This is a genomic window from Cupriavidus taiwanensis LMG 19424 (genome assembly GCF_000069785.1).
Classification (GTDB): domain Bacteria; phylum Pseudomonadota; class Gammaproteobacteria; order Burkholderiales; family Burkholderiaceae; genus Cupriavidus; species Cupriavidus taiwanensis.
In genome coordinates this window covers 350,217-372,188 of record NC_010530.1, presented here as the reverse complement: position 1 = coordinate 372,188, position 21,972 = coordinate 350,217, and the positions used below count along the sequence as shown (strand labels likewise).

The following is a 21,972-nucleotide window of genomic DNA, read 5'->3' as shown; positions in this document are numbered from 1 at the left end:
CTCAGTCCAGCCGCACCACCACTTTGCCGAAGGCGCCGCGCTCGACGTGGTCGAGCGCCGCCGGCAGCTCGCCGAACCCGTATTCGCGCGCCACCACCGGTCGAAGCTGCAGCCAGTCTGCGGCGCGCACCAGGTCCTGCAAGGCGCGCCGGTGCGACACCCCGATACCCTGCACGGTCACGCGGCCATGCAGCACCGGATAGACGTTGGCGCGCAGCTCGTCGCCCTGCAGGTTGCCGATCACCGAGACGCGACCGCCCTGCGCCAGCGCAGCCAGCGAGCGGCCGAAGTTGTCGCCGCCGGCCAGTTCCAGCACATGGTCGGCGCCGTGGCCGCCGGTCAGCTCGCGCACCGCGGCGGGCCAGTCGGGCGTACGGCCGCGATGGATGCCGTGCGCCGCGCCCACGGCCTGCGCGCGCGCCAGCTTGTCGTCACTGCCCGATACCACGATCACGCGCGCGCCCTGGGCACGGGCGATCTGCACCGCGAACAAGGCCACGCCGCCGGTGCCGATCACCACCACGGTATCGCCCGGCCGCGTCACCGTGGCCTCGGCCAGCGCCTGCCACGCCGTCAGGCCGGCGCAGGTCAGCGTGCTGGCCTGCGCGGCGTCGAGCGTGCGCGGCGCCGCCACCAGCGCATCCTCGGCCAGCACCACGTACTCGGACAGCATGCCGGGCCCCGGCACGCCCAGCGGCTTGCTGTGGCGCGGCTGCACGCCATCGAGCCAGCCGGTGAAGAAGGTGCTGATGACCGCGTCGCCCACGGCAAAGTCGGCAACGCCATCGCCAATGGCCACGACTTCGCCGCGCATGTCCGACCCCGGCACCAGCGGCGGCTGCACCGGCATGCCCATGCCGTCGTGGATGATCATCAGGTCGCGGTAGTTCAGGGCGACCGCATGCACCCGCACCAGTACTTCGCCATGCCCCGGCGTGGGTATCGGCGCATCGACGCGATGCAGGTGGTTGCGGCCGAATGCCGAAAGTTGCCAGCGTTGCATGGAGGAAGTCATGGGTGCAGTCCTGTGGGTGGAAAACGATGAACCCACTATACTGATTCCCCGTCCGATCCATTGGACAATCGAATTCCTTCCTGTGTAGCCACCATGGAACCAATCACCCATGACCGGCTGGCCGGCATCACGGCCTTCGTGGCCGCGGCGGAAGCGGGCAGTTTTGCCCAGGCAGCGGTGCGCCTGGGCCTGACACGCTCGGCCATCGGCAAGGCCATTGCGCGGCTGGAGGCGCGCGTCGGCGCGCGCCTGTTCGTGCGCACGACGCGCAGCCTGGTGCTGACCGACGACGGCCAGGCGTTCTACGAGCGCTGCGCCCAGGCGCTGGAGGAACTGGATGCCGCGCAGCACATGCTGGAGGCCGGGCGCGGCGCCGTCGCGGGCCGCGTGCGCGTGAGCGCGCCGGTGGTGTTCGGCCGCCATCATGTGGCGCCGCTGCTGCTGCAACTGGCGGACCGTCATCCGCAACTGCGGCTGGAAGGGAATTTCACCGACCGGCTGGTGGACTTTGCCGACGACGGCATCGACCTGGCGATCCGCAGCGGCCGCCTGCCGGACAGCGACACGCTGGTGGCACGGCCGCTGGGCGCGCAGGCCATGGTGCTGTGCGCGGCGCCCGGTTACCTGCGCCGTCACGGCACGCCGGCCAGCGCTGCCGCACTCCTGTCGCACCAGTGCCTGGTCTACCTGCGCGGCAGCCAGCCCGTTCCCTGGTTACTGGCCGACACCGACGGCAATCCGGTGCGGCCGGAGCTGTCACACCGGCTCGCCTTCGACGACATCGATACCCTGGCCATGGCCGCGATCCGCGGCGCCGGCGTGGCGAACCTGCCGCTGTGGCTGGTGCGGGCGCCGCTGCAGCAGGGCACGCTGGTGCGCTTGCTGCCACAGGCCTCGGCCAGCCGCACGCCGTTGCACCTGGTATGGCCGCGCACGCGTTTCCTGCCGCACAAGCTGCGGGTGACGATCGATTTGCTGGTGGCCGCGCTGCCGGCGGTGCTGACAGTGGATTGAGTACTCGCCGTACAACGCTGCGATACCGCTACGCCGGCAGAGCAAACCCGTAAAGCGCCGCGGCGTTGCGCCAGCGCAGCGCGGCGGACAACGCCGCGCCGTCACCGTCCTGCCCTCGCCACGCGGCAAGCTCGCGGCACTCGTCCAGCCGCTGCGGCCCCTCGTGATTGGTCCACGGCCAGTCGCTGCCCCACAGCAGGCGGTCATCGCCGACGATGTCGCGCCAGCGCTGCGCAAGCAGTGGCCAATCGTGTGGCGATGCCAGCCGGTAGGGCGCGCTGATTTTCACCCACAGCTGGCGACGCGCGCGCACCACCATGGCGACGTCGAAGATGGGATCCGCGATCCCTGCCGTGCCGGGCCGGCCAAAGTGGTCAAGCACGACCGGCACGCCGGCAGCACCAAGCGCCGCATCCAGCTGCGCCAGCACCATGGCGCCCTGCCCGTTGCCGGTATGGAGCTCGACGTGCCAGCCCAGCGCGGCAATCCTGTGGAACAGCGCGCGCCATGGCGCGGTGGCAATGCGTTGCCATTCCGGATCACCGTACAGGTTCAGGCGGATGCCGCGCACGCCGGCGGCCTGGAGCGCCGTCAGCTGCGCGTCCGTGATGGCGGGGTCGACCACCGCCACGCCGCGCAAGCGCCCGGGCAGTGTTTTCAGCGCGGCCAGCAGCGCCGTGTTGTCGGTGCCGAGAAAACTCGTCTGGACCACCACCCCATACAGGTCGCCCTGGTCGCCGCGTCCGTCCAGGCTGCCAACGGCCGCCTGCCAGTCGTCCAGCCCGGCGGCATAGGCCGGCCGGTAGCGCGCCGAAGCCGTGGCCGCGCCGGTATCGAAGACGTGGAAATGGGTATCCACCAGCGGCAATGCGCGCCTGCTCATCATCAAGCCTCCGTGGGGCGTAATACTGTTCAGTTAAGGCATCAAACCCTACTGTCATTCCCGCGCAGGCGGGAATCCAGCGTCTTTCACGTCCCCTTCGGGGAAAAAGTCACTGGGTTCCCGCCTGCGCGGGAACGACGGTGGTTAACTGAACGGCATTACTCCGTGGGGCGGGTATATCCGGATATGGCATACAGACCCGCGTCAGTATTCTAGTCCTCTAGAGGACATAAACACGCAGTCAATTTAGCACGGCTTCGGCATGCCAGACAACGCACCGCTCCAGACCACCACCGCCGCCGCGGGGCTGAGCCGCTACGGCCAGATCGCGGCGGCACTGCAGGCCAGGATCGTTTCGGGCGACTGGGCGCCTGGCAGTGCCATTCCGGCCGAAGGGGCGCTGGCACGGGAGTTCGGCATCGCGCTGGGCACCATCCGCCAGGCCATTGCCGTGCTGGTCCAGCAAGGCCTGCTGGAGCGCGTGCAGGGCAAGGGCACCTTTGTGCGCAGGGGGCTGAGCGGCGCCAGCCTGATGCGGTTTTTCCGCTTCGGCGGCGCCGATGGCGCACCCGTGGTGCCCCGCTCTGAAATCCTGTCGTGCCGCGCCGTCCGGCTGGACAAGGCCATGGCGGCCCGCTTCGGGCTGGCCAGCGGCGCGCGCGGGCTGGCGATCTCGCGCCGGCGCTGGCTGGAACAGACGCCACGGCTGCTGGAATCGATCTGGCTGCCGCTGCCGCGCTGCGAAGCCCTGCAGCAGCTGCCGCCGGCGCAGTGGGGCGACCTGCTCTACCCGCTGCTGGGCAGCGCCTGCGGCGTCACGGTCCATCGTGCCGTGGACGAGGTGACCTTCCGCACGCTGGCGGCGGACGAGGCCGCGTTGCTGATGCTGCCCGATGCGCATCCCTGCGCGGTCGTCACGCGCCACGCCTTCGACCTGGCCGGCCACTGCATCGAATACCGGCTGACGCGCGGCGACGCCTTTGCCTTCCGCTATACCGCCGACGTCCGCTGAGCACCGTTATGGACCGCCGCCAAGGAGACAGACCCATGCAAGTACGCCACGCGATCGCCGCCGCGGCCACCACCGCCCTGATCGCTATCGCCACGCCGGCGCAGGCCGCCGACAACGCCGCGGCCTGGCCGGCACGCCCCATCACCATCGTGGTGACCTACCCGCCGGGCGGCGGCGCGGACCTGATGGCACGGCTGATCGCACCCGGCCTCGGGCGCGAGCTGGGGCAGACCGTGGTGGTCGAGAACCGGCCGGGTGCCGGCGGGCAGATCGGCGCGGCCTACGTCGCCAAGGCCGCGCCCGACGGCTACACGGTGATGGTCGATGCCTCGTCCTACGCCGTGAATCCCAGCCTCTATCCGCGCCTGCCCTACGATCCGGACAAGGCGTTCCGGCCGGTCGGCGTGCTGGCGCGCTATCCCAATGTGCTGGTCGCCACTGCAAGCTTTCCGGCGGGCAAGGTCAGCGATGTCGTCGCCATGGCCAGGCAGAAGCCGGGCTCGGTTGCCTTTGCGTCGTCGGGCAACGGCTCGGCGCAGCATCTGGCCGGCGTGCTGTTCGAGCAGCGCGCCGAGGTCGACCTGCTGCACGTGCCCTACAAGGGCGGCGGCCCGGCCATGACCGACGTCATTGCCGGACAGGTGCCGCTGTTCTTTGCCAACGTGGCCTCGAGCCTGCAGCACATCCAGGCCGGCAAGCTCAAGCCGCTGGCGGTGACCAGCCGGGCCCGCACCCCGGCGCTGCCCGCGGTGCCGACCATGCAGGAAGCCGGCGTGGCCAGCTACGAGGTGTATGAATGGAACGCGGCCTTCCTCCCCGCCGCGACCCCGGATCCGATCGCCGCCAGGCTTGCCGACGCGCTGCAGAAGGTGATGACCAGCGCCGAGATTCGGCAGCGCGTGGCCGAGCTTGGTGGCGAAGTCGTGGCGGCACCGCCGGCGCAAGCGCGACAGTTCATCGACGGGCAGGCGCGGCTATGGGCCAAGGTCATCCGCGACGGCAACATCCGGCCCGAATAACCACGCAGCCACCCTGCCGCTTCGCGGCCCGGCTACCGCAACCCCAGGAGACAAGCATGACCGCAGCCAATCCCATTCGCCGCCAACTGCTCAAGGCCAGCGCCGCGCTGGGCGCGTGCGCGCTGGCGCCCTCGCTCGCCCGCGCCCAGGCGTGGCCGGCCAAGCCCATCCGGCTGGTGGTGCCGTTCGCGCCAGGCGGCAGTTCCGAGATCGTCGCGCGTTCGACCGCGGCGGAGCTGACCAAGCTGCTCGGCGTGTCCGTGTTCGTCGAAAACAAGCCGGGCGCCGCCGGCAATATCGCGATGGGCGAGGTCGCGCGCGCCGATGACAACCACACGCTGATCCTCGGCCATATCGGCACGCTGGCGGTCAATCCCTTCATCTTCCCGAAGCTGCCGTACGACCCGGTCAAGGACTTCCGCGCGATCTCGCTGCTGTCCAAGGTGCCGAGCCTGTACGTGGTCCATCCCGACGTGCCCGCGAAGAACCTGAAGGAATTCGTGGCGCTGGCCAAGAGCAAGCCCGGCAAGCTGAACTATGGTTCGGCCGGCAACGGCAGCGCCGGCCACCTGGCCTTCGAATACCTGAAGGCCGCCACCGGCACCTTCATCACCCACGTGCCGTACCGCGGCAGCGGCCCGCAGATCACCGACCTGCTGTCCGGCCGGCTCGACGCCGCCGCGGTCGGGGCACCGGCGATCCTGCAGTTCATCAAGGCCGGCAAGGTGCGCTGCATCGCCACCGGCACGACCCAGCGCATCGCGCAGTTGCCCGACGTGCCCACGGTGGCCGAGCAAGGCTATCCCGGCTTCGAGATGACACAGTGGTATGGCCTGCTGGCGCCGGCCTCGCTGCCGCAGGCCGCCGCCGACAAGCTGGCCGACGCCACCATGAAAGCCGTGAAGAGCCAGAGCTCGGTCGAACGCCTGAGCGCGGACGCGGCCATCGTGGTGGGCGGCACGCCGGCGGAGTTCTCGCGCTTCATCGCGCAGGAGCAGCAGCGCTGGCGGCCGATCATTGCGCGGGCCGGTATCAAGCCGGATTGATATCGGCCGCCACCGCGCGGTGCCTCACGGCCTTCTTGCAACGGTGCAAAGGACACGGCACTTGGCCGATGCCAGCGGTCGTCGGGTGGAAGCCGAACCCGCTACATGCACCATTTACAAACGATGCGGCGGACGGGCTGGGTTACAGGCGCCGCGGCAACGCGCCGCGACGGTGGCCCGGAACCTGCAAGGGCTTGCTGCCCCGTTCACCCTTCAGGAGCCCGCCATGAGCATCTTCAAGGACATCCTCAACAAGCTGCTGGGCAAGGACAAGCCCGCAGCAACCACCACGGCGACCACTGCCGGCACGCCACCCGCCGCCGGAACGCCAACTTCAGCGGGCGCGCCAGCCGGCACTGCGCCAACTGCCGGCACCGGCGCGGCGCCCGCGGGCAACGTCCAGGGCACCGCCGGGTCGCCGGCCGGGGCGCAATCCGCGCCGCTGTCGGGCGTCGATGTCGAGGCCATCATGGACCGGATGGCGCAGCAAAGCGGGCAGACGCTGAACTGGCGCACGTCCATCGTCGATACGATGAAGGCGCTCGGCATCGACAGCAGCCTGGAACACCGGAAGGAACTGGCACGCGAGCTGCACTACACCGGCGACATGAACGATTCCGCGGCGATGAACGTGTGGCTGCACAAGCGCCTGATGCAGGAACTGGCCGCCAACGGCGGCAAGCTGCCGAAGGAACTGTCCTGATTGATGACGTAGAAGGCGGCGCCGGGCTGGCGCCGCGGCAGTCTCAGCCCGCGATGCCGGCCCAGCGCAGGTGCCGTGCCCAGTCGGCGTCGCCGATCACGCCGGACACGCCCTGCCGCTGCCCGTCGGCGCGATAGAAGTAGGTGCGCGGCATTTCGCCCATCCAGTCCGGGTCGACCGCATAGCGCAGGCGTTCCTGGGGCTCGTGCCCGAACACCCATGCATTGCGCGCCAGCCTGACGCGATCGAGCACCTGCCGCACCTGTGGCAAGGACTCGACGCTGTCCGTGGACAGCGTGACCACGCGCAGCTCGGGATGCTTCGCACGCAGCTTGCCGAGCGCGTCGAAATTGCGCTTGCAATAGACGCAATCCAGCGACCACACCACCAGCACGAAGGGCTTGCCCTGCTGGCTGGCGGCGATGCGCGCGGCGTTGGCGGAATCGAACACGGCGACACGATTGGCGGGATCGGCGGCGTTGGCGGTGCCGAGTAGCAGCGCGCACGCGGTAGCCGCGGCGGCAAGCAGTTGGCGGCGCGATCGCATCATGCGCCCTCCTGCCCGAGCGCGAAGACCTGGAAGCCCTCGGTCTCGGTGCGCCATAGCACGTAGGCGCGGCCGGCGTGCTGCAGCAGGTGCGGCTGGTCGGAATCGCGCTCGGTGCCGGCCAGCTTGCGCGTCTGCCAGGACTTGCCGCCATCGTGCGACAGCATGGCGGAAAGCCGCGTCTGCTGGCCGTCGAACGATTTCCACACCACCGCGATGTCGTTGTCGTTCAGCGCGACGATATCGGCATGCTGTGCCCGCGGATCATCGAGCGCGTGTTGCGCCTGCAGCTTGCCGTCGCGCCAGCGCCCCACCGAAACCGTCGGCTTGCCCGCGCGCATGCTGAACCACACCATGTGCACCGTGCCGTCGGGCGCGACGGAAGCGCCAGGGCCGTGGTGCGGGCACGCGTCGATGCGCCAGTCGTCGAAGGTGGCGCGCTGCGTCGGCGTGGCCTTGCCATCGGAACCCAGCAGCGCCAGCGCGTGGTCGCGCGCGTTGGGCGGGAACACATGGCGCCACAGCGCCAGCATCCCGCCGTCGGGCGTGGGCGACAGCGCGATGCGGCAGCATTCGCAAGATTGATCGGCAATCTTGTAGTCGCCCTGGAAGGTCTTGCCGTGGTCGTCCGACACGGCGTAGTAGATCGCGGCGCCGGCATACGGCTGCTTGCGCGCCTCGGCGGCGGCCACGTCGCGCTTGTCGATCCAGCTGACGAAGACGCGCCCGGCCGGGTCCACCGCGAGGGCGTCGAAGCGGTGTGCGATCTGGTCGCGGTTGGCATGCACCGTCAGCGGCTCGGCAAAGCTCTTGCCGCCGTCGGTGGAGCGCGCAAAGCGGATAAAGCCGGTCCATGGCGTGGGCAGCGGCTGGGTCCAGGAGATGTAGACCTGCCCGTCGGGCCCGGTGGCCACCTTGGGGCGGCTTTCGTGATCGGCGGCGACCGGCTCCGGCGCGGCATTGACATGCCGCGCCGCGCTGAAGCTGCGACCGTAGTCCGCCGACGCACGCACCGCGACATGCTGGCCGTCCTTGTAGGCAATCCACAGCTTGCCGTCGCGGTCGAAGGCGGCACCGGTGCCCAGCTCGCTCGCTTTCGGCTTGGCCTGGCCGCCGTGGCCGGCGTGGCTGCCATGCGCCTGCGCGGCCGCGGTGGCCGACGCCAGCGTAGCGCAAGCCATCAGTCCCGCAGCGATCAGGCGGACAGCGCGGCGGGCGCCTGGCATGGTGTTGGTCAGCGTGTTCACGTGCTCAGAAGGAAAGTTTCGCCTCGGCGTAGAACGTCCGGCCCGGGTACGGGTGGTAGACGTAATAGCGCTGGTCGGTGAGGTTGTCGATGCCAAGCCCGAGCCGCACATTGCGCGCGGGCTTGTAGGTCACCTTGACGTCGAAGGTCAGGAAGCTGCTGGTGCCGCCGAAGGTGTCGGGGTTGGTATCCGAATTGTCGAGCGTATTGTACTGCCGGCCCGAATAGGTCATCGCCAGCGTGCCGGCCCATGCCGGCGTGAAGCGATAGGTGCCAACCAGGTTGGCGCGCCACTTCGGGATGCGATAGAAATACTTGTCCACCGAGGCCGGGTTGTTGGCGTTCTCCAGCGTTTTCGAATGGTTGTAGGCGCCGCTGGCCGACAGGTCGAATCCGCTCACCAGCACATCGCGCCCGTCGTAGGCCAGTTCGATGCCGCGCGTGCGCACCCGGTCGACATTCTGGAAGCTGGTGACGGTAGGAAACACCGTGGTGTTGGTCTGGCTGACCAGCGCATCGCGGATATCGTCCTCATACAGCGAAACGCGGAAGTTCGACGCCTCCACCGTGCGCTCGAAGGTCAGGTCCTTCGAAAACGAGCGTTCCGGCCGCAGGTTGGGATCGTTGTTGATCAGCGAAGTGCCGGTAATGCGGCCCTGGAACAGCTCGCTCACGGTCGGGTAGCGATAGGCCTGGCCCAGCGACAGCCGGCCCAGCCAGTCCTGCCCGAACGCCTTCTCCAGCGCCAGCTTGGGCGACCAGTTGGATTCGCTGCGCACCGGATAGCCGATGTCCACGCCAGGCTCGCTGCGGCTGCCGTCATAGGCGCGCCAGTGTTCGTAGCGCACACCCGGGATCAGCTTCCAGTCCTCGGCAAAGTACCAGGCGTCCTGCGCGTAGAGCGCCTGGGTCTCGGTCTTGCCGGTGAAGGCGTTGTTGAACGCGGTGATGGTGGCCGCGCGCCAGTCCGAGGTGTTGTAGGTGGTATTGGTCAGCCGGTAGTTGTCGTAGTGGTAGCCGAACGTGACCCAGTGCCCGCCCTGCAACTGCTGCGGGCGGTAGTCGGCCTTCAGGTCGAGCGTGCGCCAGCCGGTGCCGTCGCCATACGTCACCGTGCCCGGTCCGTTGGCGACGGTGTTGGCGCTGCGGCTCACGTCCTTGCTGACGTCGAACAGCGACGCCACGCCGGAAAAATTCCAGCCGGTCTGGTTGCGCGTGCGCAGCGACAGGCCGTACAGCCAGCGCGCGTCCTCGCCGTTGCCCGGCGCAAAGGCATTGGCCGGAATCACGTACTGGTAGCCGCCGATGTTCACCGGGCCGCCGGACACCACATTGCCATTGGCATCGCGCAGGTAGCTGCCGGTGGTGTTGGAGCGGTCCTGCTGCCAGTAGGCGGCGGTGAACTGCGCCTGCAGCGTGCTGGTGATGTCGTAGCCGAGCTTGAGCTTGAGCTGGTCCTGCACCGTGTGCGTGACGCCCTCGCTGTTCACGCCCATCACCACGCGGTCGCGCCCGCTCTGGTCCTGGTCGAAATAGGCGCCGGAAACCGGCGTGTCCGCCGCACCAGCGGGCCGCGTCGAGCGCGACGCGGTATAGAAGCTGAGCGGCTGGCTCTTGCTGTCCTGCCGGTCCACGCTGACCAGCCACGAGAACGGGCCGACACGATCGCCCACATAGGCATTGGCATGCACCCCGTTGAAGTTGTCGTGGGTGCCGTACAGGCCGAAGCGCTGCGTGAACAGCTGCACGCTGGCATCGCCCTCGAACTTCTCCGGCGTGCGCGTGGTAATCAGCACCGTCGCGCCCAGCGAATTGCCGGGATACAGCGCCGAATACGGCCCGTACAGCACGTCCATGCGCTCGATCTCGGCGGCATTGACCAGCGACCAGCGCGGCGGGAAGCTGAAGTCCGAGCCGAGCAGGTTGGACAGCAGCAGCCCGTCCGCATAGACCAGCCCGCGCGCCGACTGGCGCGAACTGGTGCTGCGCACCGAGATGATCGAATTCATATCGCCGATAAAGCGCTTGCGCACGGCGAGGTTGGGCGCGTACTTGAGCGCGTCCTCGGTATTGACCACGTTGAAGTCGGCCATGCGCGTGCTGCTGATGCCATACGCCGGCGCCGGCGTGTTGGGCGGGATCGCCGGCGTCTCGGCACGGTCGGGGCGGGCCGATACCACCACCTCCTGCAGCGGCGCGGGCGCCCCCACGGCTGCCTCCACCCCTTGGGCAGCGGCCACGGCGGGGCCCATCAGCACTGCCGAAGCGGCCAGTGCAATGCGATGTTTCTTCACGGAATACCTTGTTGTCGTCGTTATGGGCTCGCTACGCCTGCGCAGCATCAGGCGCTCCTCCCCGGACCTCCCTGCTAGCGGGCGCTGACATTTTATGGGGCCGCAAGCCGCGGGCCGATGCGACATAGCGACGCGCCTTGCACGGTCATATCCATATGCATCGGTGTTAACCCGCATATCCAATACGGAGCCTTGTCACTACATTGCCCCGACTGGCCTCCAGCCAGCGTGATGCAGGGAGAGACTGTCGCGGCGCCCGCCGCGCACGGCGCCGAAGGAGCAACCGCCCCGGAAACTCTCAGGCAAAAGGACCGGCATCACCCGTCAGTGCACTCTGAAGAATGCCGGACGCCATCGTCCGCCCGGCATACCGAAGGAGCAAGCGCGCCCCGCCCCCGCGGCAAGGCGCCGCGAATCTCTCAGGTCCAGAACAGAGGGGGCGTCCGCCACGCATGTCGCGTGCGGACTCCTACCCTTCGACGTTCCTGGATCCTGCAGATCATGAAGACAATCGCTGTCATCGGCGGTGGCATCACTGGTGTCACCACCGCCTACGCGCTCGCCCGGCGCGGATTCTCCGTCACGCTGTTCGAGCGGCACCGCTACGCCGCCATGGAGACCTCGTTCGCCAACGGCGGGCAGCTCTCCGCTTCCAACGCCGAGGTCTGGACCCACTGGTCCACGCTCGTCAAGGGGATGAAGTGGATGCTGCGCAACGATGCGCCGCTGCTGATCAATCCCCGGCCCAGCTGGCACAAGCTGTCGTGGTTCGCCGAGTTCATCGCGTCGATTCCCCACTATCGCCGCAACACCATCGAGACCGCTCGCCTGGCCATCGCCGCGCGCGAGCACCTGTTTGCGTGGGCGGCGCAGGAAGGCATCGACTTCGACCTGAAGCGGGCCGGCATCCTCCATATCTACCGCGACCGCGCCGGCTTCGAGCATGCCGGCCGGGTCTCCGCGCTGCTGGCGCAAGGCGGACTGGAGCGGCGCGCCGTGACCCCGCAGGAAATGCGCGCGATCGAGCCGACGCTGGCGGGGTCGTACTACGGCGGCTACTTCACCGAAAGCGATTCCACCGGCGACATCCACAAGTTCACCAGCGGCCTGGCCGCGGCCATTGCGCGCCTGGGCGTGCGCTGCCTCTACGGCCAGGACGTGCGTGCAGTAAAAACAGACGGCAAGCGCGCCACCGTCACCGTGCAGGATGGCGCCGACACGGCCACCTCCACCTTCGACGGCGCCGTGATCTGCGCAGGCACGGCAAGCCGCGCGCTGGCGGCCGGGCTGGGCGACCGCGTCAACATCTATCCGGTCAAGGGCTATTCGATCACCGTCAACCTGGCCGACGACGCGAGCCGCGCGGCGGCGCCGACGGTGAGCCTGCTCGACGACGAAACCAAGCTCGTCACCAGCCGCCTCGGCGACGACCGCTTCCGCGTCGCCGGCACCGCCGAGTTCAACGGCACCAACCGCGATATCCGCGCCGACCGCATCCGCCCGCTGGTGGACTGGGTGCAGCAGTGCTTCCCCGGCGTCAGCACGCGCAGCGTGGTGCCGTGGGCCGGGCTGCGGCCGATGATGCCCGACATGCTGCCGCGCGTGGGTCGCGGCCGCGCGGCCTGCATCTTCTACAACACCGGCCACGGGCATTTGGGGTGGACCTTGTCGGCGGTGACGGCGGACATGGTGGCGGGGGTTGTGGACCAGGCGCTGGGAAGCGCGCCGGCGATGGCGGTTCCGGCCGCTATTTCTGCACCTGCCTGATCGCGCGCTCGCGCGACGCCTGCATGTCCTGCATCAGCCGGTACGCCGCGTAGTACTTGTAGATATTGCGCACATAGGTGGTGGTCTCGATGCCGATCTTCTCGGCCACCACGATCTCGACATTGTTGAACCACTTGTCGGGATCCAGCCCGCGCGCCGCCGCTTCCTTGCGCATCTTGGCGATATTGCCCGGCCCGGCGTTATAGCTGGCAAAGGCGAACAGCGGCCGGTTCGCCTCCGAGAAATGCGCGTCGGGGAAGTACTTCGTCATCAGCCGGTCCATGTACTTGGCGCCGGCGTGGACATTGGCTTCGGCGATCCGGATGTTGCCGACATTCAGTTCCTTGCCGGTGGCCGGCATGATCTGCATGATGCCGACCGCGCCGACATGGCTGCGTGCGTCCTGGTTCAGCTGGGATTCCTGGAAACCCTGCGCGGCCAGCATCAGCGGATCGAAGCCATAGTCCTTGCCGTACTTCTCGAAGAAGGCGATGGTCTGCTGGAAGCGCTTGTACTCAGCATCGTCGGTATTGTTCTTGATCTGCTTGATGCGCAGCATGGTCTGCTTGAGCCGGTACTCCGCACCGCCCTGCTTCTTGACGAAGTTGACGTAGAAGTCTTCGATCGCCTGCCGCAGCTGCGGGCTGTTCTTGCGGTAGGCCCAGCCGGTATAGCTGCCTTCGCGCACGGCCAGGTCTTCGCGCACCTTGATGTTGGGCAGGATCTGCGCCCACGTCGCGGCCTTCCAGTCATCGACCACCAGGATCTGCAGCACGCCCGCGTTGAGCATCTCGAGCGCGTCCTCGTCCTCGAGCGCGTCGGGCAGCATGACCAGCTTGATCGGCGCCTTGCCGGCGCGGCGCAGGCCGTCGTTCAGCACGGTCAGGCTTTCGAAATAGCTGCTGGCGCGCCGTACGTGCACGGTTTTTCCGGCGAGATCGTCGAGGCGCTGCAACGGCGGCGCCTTGGGCCCCGTGATCACCAGTTCGCGCACCGGCTTGCGGTCGCGCGGCGCGGTGAAGTCCACCTGCTTCAGCCTGCTTTCGGTCTCGGTCAGGTTGCCGGCGGCGATATCGCCAAGCCCTGCCATCAGGTCGGGCAGCAGCCGGTCGCGCGTGGTCGGGATGATGATGATGGTCAGCGGGCGCTTGCCGAGCTGGTCGGCGTATTTCTTGTTCAGGTAGCGCTCGAAGTCACGCACCAGCTCCGCGGTCAGTCCGCGCTCGCGGCCCTTGTCGCTGAAGTAAAGCGTGCGGCTGTACGGCACGAGTACGCGGATGACGCGGCTCTTGAGCATCACGTCGAAGTCGCCGGTACGGGGCTTGTTGGCAAGGTTCAGGCCGCGCGGCTTCGCGGGAGTGTCCTGGCCTGTCGCAGCGGTAGCGGCAGGGGCCGATGCCGCGGCTGGCGGATTTTGCGATGGCGCTTTTTGCTGGGCCAGGGCAGCCGGCCCGCAAAGGCTGAGCGCGCCCATCAGGCCAGACACAAGGAGGCCTGCCAGCCAACGGGAAGGGCGGACAGCGGACATGGCGGGGGTTGCAAGCCGCGCAAGCAAGCGCGCGGTTTGCCCATATGGAGTCTAGGCGCCAAATGGGGAGTTGCAAGCCGGGGAGTTGCAAGCCGGGGAGTTGCAAGCGGGGGAGTTGCAAGCCCGGAGCAAGTACGCGGCCGCCACTTCGCGCAACATCGCCTGGCCTGCGCCACGGGCATTCAGCGAGGATGACTTCTCGCCGCAGTACGGCTATGTCAAACCACCCCCTCTTCCCGCAACCGCGCCAACGCTTCCTTCCCAATACCCAACTCCCCATACACCTCCGCATTGTGTTCCCCCACATCCGGCCCGGTACGCGGTGACGGCGGCGCGTAGCCCGAAAACCGCGGCACCACGCAAGGCGCCGGCACCGTGCCCAGGTCTGCATCGGGCAGCCGCACGATGGCCTGGCGCGCCACCATCTGCGGGTCTTCGACGATATCGGCGATGCTGAACACCTTGCTGAACGGCACCTGGCATTGTTCCAGCCGCGCCGCGGCGGCGGCGTAGGGCTGCGCGGCGAACCACTCGGCGATGCAGCCGTCGAGGGCTTCGATATGGCGCACGCGGCCGGCGTTGGTGGCGTACTCCGGTGCCTGGGCCAGTTGCGGTGCGCCCATGGCTTCGGCCAGCCGGCGGAAGGTGGCATCGGAAGAGGCCACCACGGTGACCCAGGTGTCGTCCGCCGTGCGGTACATGTTGGACGGCGCGGCGTAGGTGGTGCGGTTGCCGGCGCGCTGGCGCACATGGCCGAGCTGTTCGTATTCGATGGCGAGCGGATCCAGCAGGCGGAACAGTGCCTCGGTGGCGGCCAGGTCGATCTCGCGGCCGGGCTGGGCTGGCCTGGCGCGCTGCTCCGCCACCGCGGTGGCGATGGCGAAGGCGCCAAACAGGCCGGCGATCATGTCGCCTACCGGGTAGTTCATATGCATTGGCCCGCTCTGTGCCGTGCCTGCGAGATTGGTGAAGCCGCTCCTGGCTTCGAAGATGCGGGCAAACCCCGGGCGCGTCGCATCCGGCCCGGTCTGGCCGAAGCCGGTCAGCCGCAGCACGATCAGCCTGGGGTTGGCCGCGTGCAGCGTTTCAAGATCGAGTCCCCAGCGCGCCAGCGTGCCGGTGCGGAAATTCTCCACCAGCACGTCGAAGCGCGGCAGCAGGCGCAGGAAGATCTCGCGGCCGCGCGGCGTGCGCACGTCCAGCGAGATGCCGCGCTTGCCGCGGTTGGTCACTTTCCAGTACAGCGCGTGGTCCCTGGTGACGGGCTCGAGTCCGCGCAGCGGATCGCTGCCGTCGGGCAGTTCCAGCTTGACCACCTCGGCGCCCATGTCGGCGCACAGCGTGGCGGAAAACGGCGCCGCCACCACGGTGGCCATGTCGAGGATGCGCAACCCGGCAAGCGGGCCGTTGCCCGGTGCTTCGGGCGATACAGGCTGTGCGTTGGTGTCTGGCATGCGGGTCTCCGGCGGCAAGGTTGTCCGCTGCAAGGTGGCAGGCGGCCGGCCGGGGCGCAAGTACGGTTTCGCTGTGCGGAACTGTCGTGCTACAACAGTGACGCCCCCATTTCCGGATCCCAGCATGGAACCCAAGCAACCACCGCACAGCATGGACCGCAACCCGGAACCCCTGCCCGGCCTGGCCAGCGAGGACGCCCTCGCCACCGATCGCCAGTTCGCCACCAACCTGTCGCGCGGGCTCGAGGTGCTGCGCGCCTTTACGCCGTCCAGCCCGGTGCTGGGCAACCAGGACATCGTGGCGCGCACCGGGCTGCCCAAGGCGACGGTATCGCGGCTCACGTACACGCTGGGGCTGCTGGGTTTTCTCAGCCGCGTGCCCGGCAACCAGAAGTACCGGCTCGGCGCGGGCGTGCTGGCGCTGGCTTACCCGATGCTGGCCGGTCTGGCGATCCGCCAGGTGGCCCGGCCCTATATGGAGGCCATCGCGCGCGAGACTGGCTGCACCGTGAACCTGGGCATGCGCGAGCGCCTGTCGGTGGTCTACGTGGACAGTTGCCGATTGGATCCGGGCAACTTCTACCAGCCGGACATCGGCAGCACGCGCCCGCTGCTGGCCAGTGCCATCGGCCGCGCGGTGCTGCTGGCGTGCAGCGCGGACGAGCGCACGGCGCTGCTGAACCGGCTGCGGGTCGAAGACCCGCAGCGCTTCAGCCAGGAGCGCCAGATGTGGACGGAGGACCAGAAGCATTTCCGCGCGCACGGCTATTGCCTGAGCCGCGGCGAATGGCGGCCCGAGATCCATGCGATCGCGGCGCCGTTGCGCCAGTCGCTGCACGAGGACCCGTTCGCGCTGAACTGCACCATCGCGGCATCGCGCAATCGCGACAACCTGCTGGAGCGCGAGGTGGCGCCGCGGCTGCGCGAAGCGGTGCGGCAGATCGAACTGAGCTGCGCGCGCTGACCCCTCACGGGACAGCGGCGCGCCAGCGCAGCCTGCCGGCAATGCCGCCGGCAGGGCCAAGGACCAGCGGCCCGCCAGAGGCCTGCATGAGACCGACCTCGCGCCCGGCAACGTCCCGGGCGCAGGCAACCAAGGAGACAAGATGGATGCCTTTTACCCGTTGCGCCGGCTCGCTGCCGGCATGCTGGCCTGCGCCGCGCTGACGCCCGCGGCGACGCTGGCCGCCGCCGACGACGCGGCGCGCTTCCCGGACCGCCCGGTGCGGATCATCGTGCCGTTCTCGGCGGGCGGCGTGGTCGACTCGGTCACCCGCATCACGGCCGAGAACATGGCCAAGGTGCTGCAGCAACCGGTGATCGTCGAGAACAAGACCGGCGCCGGCGGCGCCATCGGCGCCGACCTTGTCGCCAGGTCTCCTGCCGACGGCTACACGCTGCTGGCGGTCAGCCCCAGCTACGTGGTTGGCCCGCTGCTCAACCCGTCGATCCAGGGCAAGGGCGGCAAGGACTTCCGCGCCGTGGCCGGCATCGGCGCGGTGCCCAACGTGATCGTGGTGCCGGCCTCGTCGCCGCTGCGCACGCTGCCGCAACTGCTCGACGCCGCGCGCAAGCAGCCGGGCACGCTGACCTATGCCAGCGCGGGCATCGGCACCTCGAACCACCTGTCGGCGGAGTTGCTGGCGCAGATGACGCACGTCAAGCTGACCCACGTGCCCTACAAGGGCCAGCCCGAGGCCCTGAGCGACCTGCTGGGCGCGCGCGTCTCGATGATGGCGCTGACCTCCGCCATTGCGCGCCAGCAGGTGCAGAGCGGCAAGCTGCGCGCGCTGGCCGTGACCTCGTCCAAACGCACGCCGGTGCTGCCGGACGTGCCCACTGTGGCCGAGGCGGCGCCGCTGCCTGGCTATGCAGTGGGCGGGTGGTTCGGGCTGGTGGCGCCGCAGGGCACGCCGGACGCGGTGGTGCGCAAGCTGGCCGACGCCGCCGCGCGCGCCACCGCCGACGCTGCGACCGCGCGCCGCCTGGGCGAACTCGGCATGGACCTCGGCCCGCAATCCGCGGCCGAGTTCGACCGCTTCCTCGATGCCGAAACGAAGAAATGGACCGGCGTGCTGAAGACCGCCGGCATCACGGCACAGTAGCCGCGCCCCCACCACCCTCCATCCACCACCGGAACCCCTCCATGATCCGCGACTCCGCCCGCCAGCAAGCACTGCTTGCCGAACTTCGCCGCTTCGTGCTGGAAACCTGCATCCCGCTCGAGGCGCAGATCGACCAGACCGATGTCATCCCCGAGCCCGTGGTCGAGCAGATGCGCCGCCTCGGCCTGTTCGGCCACAGCATTCCGGAGGCCTACGGCGGCGCCGGCCTGACCACCGAAGAGCTGGCGCAGGTGAACATCGAGGTGTCGCAGGCGGCCACGGTGTTCCGCGCCCGCTTCGGCGGCAACACCGGCATCGCCGCGGAATCGCTGGTGGCCGACGGCACCGAGGCGCAGCGCCAGCGCTACCTGCCGCAGCTGGCCTCCGGCAAGGTCACCGGCTGCTTCGCGCTGACCGAACCGGAAGCCGGTTCCGATGCCACCGCGCTGCAGACCACGGCCAGGCAGGACGGCGACCATTACGTGCTGAACGGCAGCAAGTGCTTTATCACCAATGCGCCGATCGCCGACCTGTTCACCGTATTCGCCCGCACCGACCCCGGCACGCCGGGCGCGCACGGCATCAGTGCCTTCCTGGTCGAGCGCGGCACGCCGGGCCTGAGCACCAGCGAGCCCGAACGCAAGATGGGCCAGCACGGCTCGCCCGTGGGCGACGTCTACCTGAAGGACTGCCGCGTGCCGGCCAGCGCGATCGTCGGCGGCAAACCCAATGTGGGCTTCAAGACCGCAATGAAGGCGCTGAACAAGCAGCGCATCAACCTGGCCGGGCTGTGCGTGGGGCCGGCGATCCGGCTGGTCGACGAGATGGTTCGCTATGCGGCGCAGCGCCGCCAGTTCGGCCAGCCGATTGCCGATTACCAGCTGGTGCAGCAGATGATTGCCGACAGCAACACGGAGCTGCATGCCGCCCGCGCGCTGGTGCTCGAGACCGCGCGCAAGCGCGACGCTGGCGAGGACGTGACCATGGAGGCGTCGATGTGCAAGCTGTTCGCCTCGGAAATGGCCGGCCGCGTGGCGGACAGGGCGGTGCAGGTGTTCGGCGGCAGCGGCTATATGGCGCGCACCGTGGCCGAGCGCTTTTATCGCGATGTGCGGCTGTTCCGGCTGTATGAAGGCACCACGCAGATCCACCAGCTCAATATTGCCCGCCGTACCCTGGAAGCGCGCGGCGCCGCGCTGGAGGCTGCCGGCGCAGGCTGAGTGCCGGATCCTTGCACTACGGCGGGGCGGCCAGCGCGCGCACAACGGCCGCCCCCCTTCACGACGCGCGGCCGCCAGCGCCGCGCGGCAGCCAGCCACGACCTCGCATGACAGCGCCCCGGGCCGCCCAGCGCCCGGCATCGCGCCCCGCACAAGTGCTTTATCAAGCACGTTCAGTGCGAAAACCCCTGCTGAACCCTCCCTCCCTTGCGCTGCCGCGTGACCGACTCCTCCCGTCCATCTAGTCTGCATGCAGACGCTGGATTGGTGGAAGTCCCGTCACAATCCTTGGCTAAGACTGGCACAGTGGTCGCTACATAAACCGCGTTCCACGACATGCCGGCACCCGGCGCGCTGCCAGGGGAACGTTGCGCCCGGCACCCCCCACGCATGGGCGGCTGGCTTTGGCGCAGTCGCCATGCAAGCCTTGCCGATTCCCTCCCATTCTCATCTGACTGTTGAAGGACGACCGATGCTCTCCGAAGCCGAGCCTGTGCAATTCCGCCACCCCGCCTCCCGCAACAAGGCCCCGACCCTGCCGCCCTGGATCACCACGCGGATGGCACAGCATTTCGAAGAGCGGATGGGCAAGCTCTGGGGCGGGGACCACCTGCTGCACGGGCTGACGCCCGGCCCCGACGCGCTGCACCTGAGCAGCAACGACTACCTGTGCCTGCTGGGCGAAGCCTCGCTGGCGCAGGCGCAGATGCGGGCCTTCGGCAATGACGCGCCGGAGCTGCTGATGTCGTCCGTGTTCATGCACGGCGATACGCCGCAGCGTCGGGTCGAGCGCAAGATCGCCGACCTGATGCAGGCCGAGGACGGGCTGATCGCCCAGTCCGGCTGGGCCGCCAACGTTGGCCTGGTGCAGTGCATCGCCGGCCCCGGCATTCCGGTCTATATCGATATGAACGGCCATGCCTCGCTGTGGGAAGGCATCATCGCCGCGGGCGCGCAGGCGGTGCCGGTGCGCCATAACGATTGCGAGCACGTGCGCCGCCAGCTGGAGCGATTCGGCCCCGGCGTGATCATGGTGGATTCGGTCTACAGCACCACCGGCAGCGTGGCGCCGCTGGTGGACTATGTCGAACTGGCCGAAGCGTCCGGCTGCGTGCTGGTGGTGGACGAATCGCACTCGCTGGGCACCCATGGCCCGCGTGGCGGAGGGCTGGTGCCGGCGCTGGGGCTGTCGGAGCGTGTGCATTTCCGCACCGCGTCGCTGGCCAAGGCCTTTGCCGGGCGCGCGGGCTACGTGGCCTGCTCCACAGCCTTCAAGGATTTCTTCGCGGTGGAATCGCGCCCGGCCATCTTCAGCTCCGGGCTGCTGCGCCACGAGATTGCGTGGTTCGATGCGGTCACGGACTTCATTGCCACCGCGGACGAGCGCCGCGCGCGCCTGCATGCGATCACCCGCGAGACCCGGGCCGCGATTTCCGCACTGGGCTACAACATCAGCGAGGGCTCCGAGCAGATTATCGGGCTGGAAGCCGGCAGCGAACCGCAGGTGAAGGTGCTGCGCGACGCGCTGCAGCGGCGCGGCATCTTCGGCGCGGTATTCTGTGCGCCGGCCACGCCGAAAAACCGGGCATTGATGCGACTTACGCTGCATGCGAAACTTGGCGCCAACGAAATCGACCGCCTGGTCGGCGTGCTCGCCAGCATCCGCGATGAAGTCCGGCTGGAAGAGTGGTCCTCGACGCGCCGGGCCCGGCGCAAGTCCTGAAAATCCCACAAGCGGGCCGATCGCAGGCATCCGCGAGGAGTAGTCCTGAAAGATGGATGCAAAGGTAGCGCAAGCGGAAGACAGCCGCACCACCCTTGCCGGGCTGGCCCGCAAGGCGTGGCAGGCCGTGTTCGAGACCGCCGCGCGGGCCACGCTGCTGGACGAGGAAAGCGTCATCCGCCTGCGGCGGATCCAGATGGTGGGCGCGCTGGGCGTGGTGGGGCACCCGCTGTACTACGTGATCTGGTCCTATGTGTTCCCGCAGCCCTATGAAAACCTGTGGCTGCGGCTGGCCTGCACCGCGCTGTTCGTGCCGCTGCTGTTCGCCTCGGCATTCTCGGGCCGGCGCTGGCTGCCGCCCTATGCGCTCTTTGCAATCACGGTAGGCCTGCCGTTCGCCTTCATCTTTTTCTACCTGGAGAACGGCGGCTCGATGGTGTGGGCCGAATCGGTGATCATCGCCGTGGTGATCCTGTATCACTTCAACACCGCGTTCGCCACCATTGCCCTGTTCGCGGGCGCGGCGGCGGCAATTGCGCTGTTTGTGCTGGCGGGCAATTCCATGGGCGGCATCCCGTGGGAGCCTATCCTGCTGCAGTTGCCGGTGATCGGCTTCGTGATCGCGGTACTGGTGGTGATCAAGATGGACCGCCAGCTGCTGGCCGAGCAGAAGCGGCGCGGCATGGCCGCGGCGCTGGCGACCGTCGCGCACGAGCTGCGCACGCCGCTGACCAGCCTGGCCATGACCGCGCGCGGCCTGAAGGCCCGGCTGCCGTCGGCGCTGGACCAGGACACGCCGCAGCGCGACGGCCTGATGCAGGCGGTGGCCCGGATGGAGTCAGACCTGGCCCATATCAGCAACAGCATCGAGCTGCTGGTGGCCAACTCGAAGAACCCGGAAAACGCCACGCAGGCACTGTTCGAGGTGGGCGAGGTGATCCGCGACGCCGTCGGCCGCTTTCCGTTCGAAGCGGGCGACATGGAACGGGTCACGGTCGACCTGCCCGGCCCCGCCTACGTGATGGGCAACGCGCAGCTGTTCGGCCTGGTCACGACCAACCTGCTGAAGAACGCGCTGGAAGCGATCCGGCGCGCGGGCAAGGGCACCATCCATATCCGCTGCGAGGTCGAACCCGATGCGGTCCACGTGGTGTTCCGCGACACCGCCACGGGCGTGCCGCCGCAGGTGCTGGCGCGGATGTTCCAGCCGTTCTTCTCCTACCCCGCGCATCGCGGCACCGGCATCGGGCTGGCGTTTTGCCAGAAGGTGCTGGGCAGCTGGGGCGCGGGCATCAGCTGCCGCTCCGAGGAACACGTGTTTACCGAGTTCGACATGCGCTTTCCGCGCAAGGCAAAATGGCCGGAGCCACAGCAGGCTGACGCGGCGTAGCACCAC

At 68.6% G+C, this 21,972-nt stretch carries 18 protein-coding genes and 2 riboswitches; of the genes, 11 read left to right on the top strand and 7 right to left on the bottom strand.

Annotated features, from left to right (window positions below; all coding sequences use genetic code 11):
• Position 1: 1 nt before the first annotated feature.
• Positions 2 to 1,015 (bottom strand): zinc-dependent alcohol dehydrogenase family protein, encoded by a 1,014-nt coding sequence (locus tag RALTA_RS17380; protein WP_012355185.1) that lies wholly within the window; start codon positions 1,013 to 1,015, stop codon positions 2 to 4.
• A 93-nt stretch (positions 1,016 to 1,108) separates the two neighbouring features.
• On the opposite strand from RALTA_RS17380, the gene RALTA_RS17375 reads away from it, so the two are divergent.
• A complete protein-coding gene (locus tag RALTA_RS17375; RefSeq protein ID WP_012355184.1) occupies positions 1,109 to 2,029 on the top strand; it encodes a LysR family transcriptional regulator in 921 nt (306 codons plus the stop codon).
• Between the two features lie 28 nt (positions 2,030 to 2,057).
• Here the strand turns inward: RALTA_RS17375 and RALTA_RS17370 are convergent, their stop codons facing one another.
• Entirely contained in the window at positions 2,058 to 2,915 is an 858-nt protein-coding gene (locus RALTA_RS17370; RefSeq protein WP_242405291.1) for an amidohydrolase family protein, read from the bottom strand.
• 259 nt (positions 2,916 to 3,174) lie between these two features.
• Here RALTA_RS17370 and RALTA_RS17365 point away from each other — a divergent pair, with 259 nt between their 5' ends.
• From RALTA_RS17365 to RALTA_RS17350, 4 genes are all read left to right on the top strand, one after another.
• Positions 3,175 to 3,924 (top strand): GntR family transcriptional regulator, encoded by a 750-nt coding sequence (locus tag RALTA_RS17365; protein ID WP_012355182.1) that lies wholly within the window; start codon positions 3,175 to 3,177, stop codon positions 3,922 to 3,924.
• Positions 3,925 to 3,959: 35 nt separating this feature from the next.
• Positions 3,960 to 4,943, top strand: coding sequence for a tripartite tricarboxylate transporter substrate binding protein (locus tag RALTA_RS17360; protein ID WP_012355181.1), 984 nt, complete (start codon positions 3,960 to 3,962; stop codon positions 4,941 to 4,943).
• 56 nt (positions 4,944 to 4,999) lie between these two features.
• Positions 5,000 to 5,989: a Bug family tripartite tricarboxylate transporter substrate binding protein gene (locus RALTA_RS17355; RefSeq protein WP_012355180.1), complete on the top strand. Its 990-nt coding sequence runs from the start codon at positions 5,000 to 5,002 to the stop codon at positions 5,987 to 5,989.
• A 226-nt stretch (positions 5,990 to 6,215) separates the two neighbouring features.
• On the top strand, positions 6,216 to 6,692 hold the full coding sequence (locus tag RALTA_RS17350) for a DUF3597 domain-containing protein (RefSeq protein ID WP_012355179.1): 477 nt from the start codon (positions 6,216 to 6,218) through the stop codon (positions 6,690 to 6,692).
• A gap of 43 nt (positions 6,693 to 6,735) precedes the next feature.
• Here RALTA_RS17350 and RALTA_RS17345 read toward each other — a convergent pair whose 3' ends face one another.
• From RALTA_RS17345 to RALTA_RS17335, 3 genes are read right to left on the bottom strand one after another with little or no spacing between them, the layout of a single operon-like run.
• A complete protein-coding gene (locus RALTA_RS17345; protein WP_041232439.1) occupies positions 6,736 to 7,242 on the bottom strand; it encodes a TlpA family protein disulfide reductase in 507 nt (168 codons plus the stop codon).
• Positions 7,239 to 8,486 (bottom strand): sialidase family protein, encoded by a 1,248-nt coding sequence (locus tag RALTA_RS17340; RefSeq protein ID WP_242405290.1) that lies wholly within the window; start codon positions 8,484 to 8,486, stop codon positions 7,239 to 7,241. The genes RALTA_RS17345 and RALTA_RS17340 overlap by 4 nt, the downstream gene beginning before the upstream one ends.
• A 4-nt stretch (positions 8,487 to 8,490) precedes the next feature.
• Entirely contained in the window at positions 8,491 to 10,779 is a 2,289-nt protein-coding gene (locus RALTA_RS17335) for a TonB-dependent receptor (RefSeq protein WP_041232438.1), read from the bottom strand.
• A gap of 225 nt (positions 10,780 to 11,004) precedes the next feature.
• Positions 11,005 to 11,103: riboswitch (glycine riboswitch) on the top strand.
• Positions 11,104 to 11,223: riboswitch (glycine riboswitch) on the top strand.
• 54 nt (positions 11,224 to 11,277) lie between these two features.
• Between RALTA_RS17335 and RALTA_RS17330 the strand changes: the two genes are divergently transcribed.
• Positions 11,278 to 12,546 carry a D-amino acid dehydrogenase gene (locus RALTA_RS17330; protein WP_407637539.1) on the top strand — a complete coding sequence of 423 codons (1,269 nt, stop codon included), beginning with the start codon at positions 11,278 to 11,280 and terminating at the stop codon, positions 12,544 to 12,546.
• Here RALTA_RS17330 and RALTA_RS17325 read toward each other — a convergent pair.
• Together RALTA_RS17325 and RALTA_RS17320 are read right to left on the bottom strand one after the other, a co-directional pair.
• Positions 12,527 to 14,074 (bottom strand): MltF family protein, encoded by a 1,548-nt coding sequence (locus RALTA_RS17325; protein WP_012355174.1) that lies wholly within the window; start codon positions 14,072 to 14,074, stop codon positions 12,527 to 12,529. The genes RALTA_RS17330 and RALTA_RS17325 overlap by 20 nt on opposite strands.
• Before the next feature lie 218 nt (positions 14,075 to 14,292).
• Positions 14,293 to 15,528: a CaiB/BaiF CoA transferase family protein gene (locus tag RALTA_RS17320; protein WP_012355173.1), complete on the bottom strand. Its 1,236-nt coding sequence runs from the start codon at positions 15,526 to 15,528 to the stop codon at positions 14,293 to 14,295.
• A gap of 124 nt (positions 15,529 to 15,652) precedes the next feature.
• Between RALTA_RS17320 and RALTA_RS17315 the strand changes: the two genes are divergently transcribed.
• The 5 genes from RALTA_RS17315 to RALTA_RS17295 all read left to right on the top strand — a co-directional run bounded on the left by RALTA_RS17315 (position 15,653) and on the right by RALTA_RS17295 (position 21,966).
• Positions 15,653 to 16,492 carry an IclR family transcriptional regulator gene (locus RALTA_RS17315; protein WP_240990029.1) on the top strand — a complete coding sequence of 280 codons (840 nt, stop codon included), beginning with the start codon at positions 15,653 to 15,655 and terminating at the stop codon, positions 16,490 to 16,492.
• A gap of 142 nt (positions 16,493 to 16,634) precedes the next feature.
• The gene (locus RALTA_RS17310) at positions 16,635 to 17,633 is read left to right on the top strand and encodes a tripartite tricarboxylate transporter substrate binding protein (protein ID WP_012355171.1); all 999 of its coding nucleotides are present in this window, start codon (positions 16,635 to 16,637) and stop codon (positions 17,631 to 17,633) included.
• Positions 17,634 to 17,674: 41 nt separating this feature from the next.
• A complete protein-coding gene (locus RALTA_RS17305) occupies positions 17,675 to 18,853 on the top strand; it encodes an acyl-CoA dehydrogenase family protein (RefSeq protein WP_012355170.1) in 1,179 nt (392 codons plus the stop codon).
• Positions 18,854 to 19,325: 472 nt separating this feature from the next.
• On the top strand, positions 19,326 to 20,576 hold the full coding sequence (gene cqsA, locus RALTA_RS17300; RefSeq protein WP_012355169.1) for an alpha-hydroxyketone-type quorum-sensing autoinducer synthase: 1,251 nt from the start codon (positions 19,326 to 19,328) through the stop codon (positions 20,574 to 20,576).
• Positions 20,577 to 20,628: 52 nt separating this feature from the next.
• Entirely contained in the window at positions 20,629 to 21,966 is a 1,338-nt protein-coding gene (locus RALTA_RS17295; RefSeq protein ID WP_012355168.1) for a sensor histidine kinase, read from the top strand.
• Positions 21,967 to 21,972 lie beyond the last annotated feature (6 nt).